General features: G+C 52.9%; 1 rRNA gene. It reads left to right on the forward strand.

Annotation, left to right across the window (positions count from 1 at the left end):
• Positions 1-122: 122 nt before the first annotated feature.
• A 23S ribosomal RNA gene (locus tag ACLD11_RS21715) occupies positions 123-3,210 on the forward strand.
• Positions 3,211-3,454: the final 244 nt, after the last annotated feature.

A 3,454-nucleotide genomic window follows, 5' to 3' on the forward strand; every position in this document is an offset into this window, starting at 1 on the left:
TTTGCTCTTTAAAAATCTGGATCAAGCTGAAAATTGAAACACAGAACAACGAAAGTTGTTCGTGAGTCTCTCAAATTTTCGCAGCACGATGATGAATCGTAAGAAACATCTTCGGGTTGTGAGGTTAAGCGACTAAGCGTACACGGTGGATGCCCTGGCAGTCAGAGGCGATGAAGGGCGTGCTAATCTGCGATAAGCGCCGGTAAGGTGATATGAACCGTTATAACCGGCGATACCCGAATGGGGAAACCCAGTGTGACTCGTCACACTATCATTAACTGAATCCATAGGTTAATGAGGCGAACCGGGGGAACTGAAACATCTAAGTACCCCGAGGAAAAGAAATCAACCGAGATTCCCCCAGTAGCGGCGAGCGAACGGGGAGGAGCCCAGAGCCTGAATCAGCATGTGTGTTAGTGGAAGCGTCTGGAAAGGCGCGCGATACAGGGTGACAGCCCCGTACACAAAAGCGCATGTGCTGTGAGCTCGATGAGTAGGGCGGGACACGTGGTATCCTGTCTGAATATGGGGGGACCATCCTCCAAGGCTAAATACTCCTGACTGACCGATAGTGAACCAGTACCGTGAGGGAAAGGCGAAAAGAACCCCGGCGAGGGGAGTGAAAAAGAACCTGAAACCGTGTACGTACAAGCAGTGGGAGCCCCACCACTAAGCCAGTGGTGAACTCCACATACGCATCCTTTGCTGAGGATACGGTTAACGGAGCGAAAGCGACGTTCAACCGCAAAAGAAGCAGAGGGGGCTTAGTGGTGGGGTGACTGCGTACCTTTTGTATAATGGGTCAGCGACTTATATTCTGTAGCAAGGTTAACCGTATAGGGGAGCCGTAGGGAAACCGAGTCTTAACCGGGCGTTAAGTTGCAGGGTATAGACCCGAAACCCGGTGATCTAGCCATGGGCAGGTTGAAGGTTGGGTAACACTAACTGGAGGACCGAACCGACTAATGTTGAAAAATTAGCGGATGACCTGTGGCTGGGGGTGAAAGGCCAATCAAACCGGGAGATAGCTGGTTCTCCCCGAAAGCTATTTAGGTAGCGCCTCGTGAATTCATCTCCGGGGGTAGAGCACTGTTTCGGCTAGGGGGCCATCCCGGCTTACCAACCCGATGCAAACTGCGAATACTGGAGAATGTTATCACGGGAGACACACGGCGGGTGCTAACGTCCGTCGTGAAGAGGGAAACAACCCAGACCGCCAGCTAAGGTCCCAAAGTCATGGTTAAGTGGGAAACGATGTGGGAAGGCCCAGACAGCCAGGATGTTGGCTTAGAAGCAGCCATCATTTAAAGAAAGCGTAATAGCTCACTGGTCGAGTCGGCCTGCGCGGAAGATGTAACGGGGCTAAACCATGCACCGAAGCTGCGGCAGCGAACGTATCACTTAAAACGATTCAGAAGCTTACGATTGACGGAGCGAAGCGACGTCAAAGCGTATACAAAGTCGAGTCGGTTTAAGGATACGTTCGTTGGGTAGGGGAGCGTTCTGTAAGCCTGCGAAGGTGGCCTGTGAGGGTTGCTGGAGGTATCAGAAGTGCGAATGCTGACATAAGTAACGATAAAGCGGGTGAAAAGCCCGCTCGCCGGAAGACCAAGGGTTCCTGTCCAACGTTAATCGGGGCAGGGTGAGTCGACCCCTAAGGCGAGGCCGAAAGGCGTAGTCGATGGGAAACGGGTTAATATTCCCGTACTTGGTGTTACTGCGAAGGGGGGACGGAGAAGGCTATGTTGGCCGGGCGACGGTTGTCCCGGTTTAAGCGTGTAGGTGTGTGTTCCAGGTAAATCCGGTTCACTTTAACACTGAGGCGTGACGACGAGGCACTACGGTGCTGAAGCAACAAATGCCCTGCTTCCAGGAAAAGCCTCTAAGCATCAGGTAACACGAAATCGTACCCCAAACCGACACAGGTGGTCAGGTAGAGAATACCAAGGCGCTTGAGAGAACTCGGGTGAAGGAACTAGGCAAAATGGTGCCGTAACTTCGGGAGAAGGCACGCTGACACGTAGGTGAAGTGATTTACTCATGGAGCTGAAGTCAGTCGAAGATACCAGCTGGCTGCAACTGTTTATTAAAAACACAGCACTGTGCAAACACGAAAGTGGACGTATACGGTGTGACGCCTGCCCGGTGCCGGAAGGTTAATTGATGGGGTCAGCGCAAGCGAAGCTCCTGATCGAAGCCCCGGTAAACGGCGGCCGTAACTATAACGGTCCTAAGGTAGCGAAATTCCTTGTCGGGTAAGTTCCGACCTGCACGAATGGCGTAATGATGGCCAGGCTGTCTCCACCCGAGACTCAGTGAAATTGAACTCGCTGTGAAGATGCAGTGTACCCGCGGCAAGACGGAAAGACCCCGTGAACCTTTACTATAGCTTGACACTGAACATTGAGCCTTGATGTGTAGGATAGGTGGGAGGCTTTGAAGTGTGGACGCCAGTCTGCATGGAGCCGACCTTGAAATACCACCCTTTAATGTTTGATGTTCTAACGTGGACCCGTAATCCGGGTTGCGGACAGTGTCTGGTGGGTAGTTTGACTGGGGCGGTCTCCTCCTAAAGAGTAACGGAGGAGCACGAAGGTTGGCTAATCCTGGTCGGACATCAGGAGGTTAGTGCAATGGCATAAGCCAGCTTGACTGCGAGCGTGACGGCGCGAGCAGGTGCGAAAGCAGGTCATAGTGATCCGGTGGTTCTGAATGGAAGGGCCATCGCTCAACGGATAAAAGGTACTCCGGGGATAACAGGCTGATACCGCCCAAGAGTTCATATCGACGGCGGTGTTTGGCACCTCGATGTCGGCTCATCACATCCTGGGGCTGAAGTAGGTCCCAAGGGTATGGCTGTTCGCCATTTAAAGTGGTACGCGAGCTGGGTTTAGAACGTCGTGAGACAGTTCGGTCCCTATCTGCCGTGGGCGCTGGAGAACTGAGGGGGGCTGCTCCTAGTACGAGAGGACCGGAGTGGACGCATCACTGGTGTTCGGGTTGTCATGCCAATGGCACTGCCCGGTAGCTAAATGCGGAAGAGATAAGTGCTGAAAGCATCTAAGCACGAAACTTGCCCCGAGATGAGTTCTCCCTGAGACTTAGAGTCTCCTGAAGGAACGTTGAAGACGACGACGTTGATAGGCCGGGTGTGTAAGCGCAGCGATGCGTTGAGCTAACCGGTACTAATGAACCGTGAGGCTTAACCTTACAACGCCGAAGATGTTTTGGCGGATGAGAGACGATTTTCAGCACTGATTCAGAGTCCGAAAGATTTTACGCTGAGACAAGGCGGCAAACGCAGCGACGGAAGGAGCATACAAAAGTATGTGACTGACGCCCGCAAGAGCAGCCAACGCGGTATCAGTGTAAAAGACACAGGACAGAGCACAAAAGAATTTGCCTGGCGGCACTAGCGCGGTGGTCCCACCTGACCCCATGCCGAACTCAGAAG

Origin of the sequence: Salmonella sp. 741265116_PST (assembly GCF_046567715.1) — a bacterium.
In the GTDB taxonomy this organism is placed as follows: Bacteria; Pseudomonadota; Gammaproteobacteria; order Enterobacterales; family Enterobacteriaceae; genus Salmonella; species Salmonella enterica.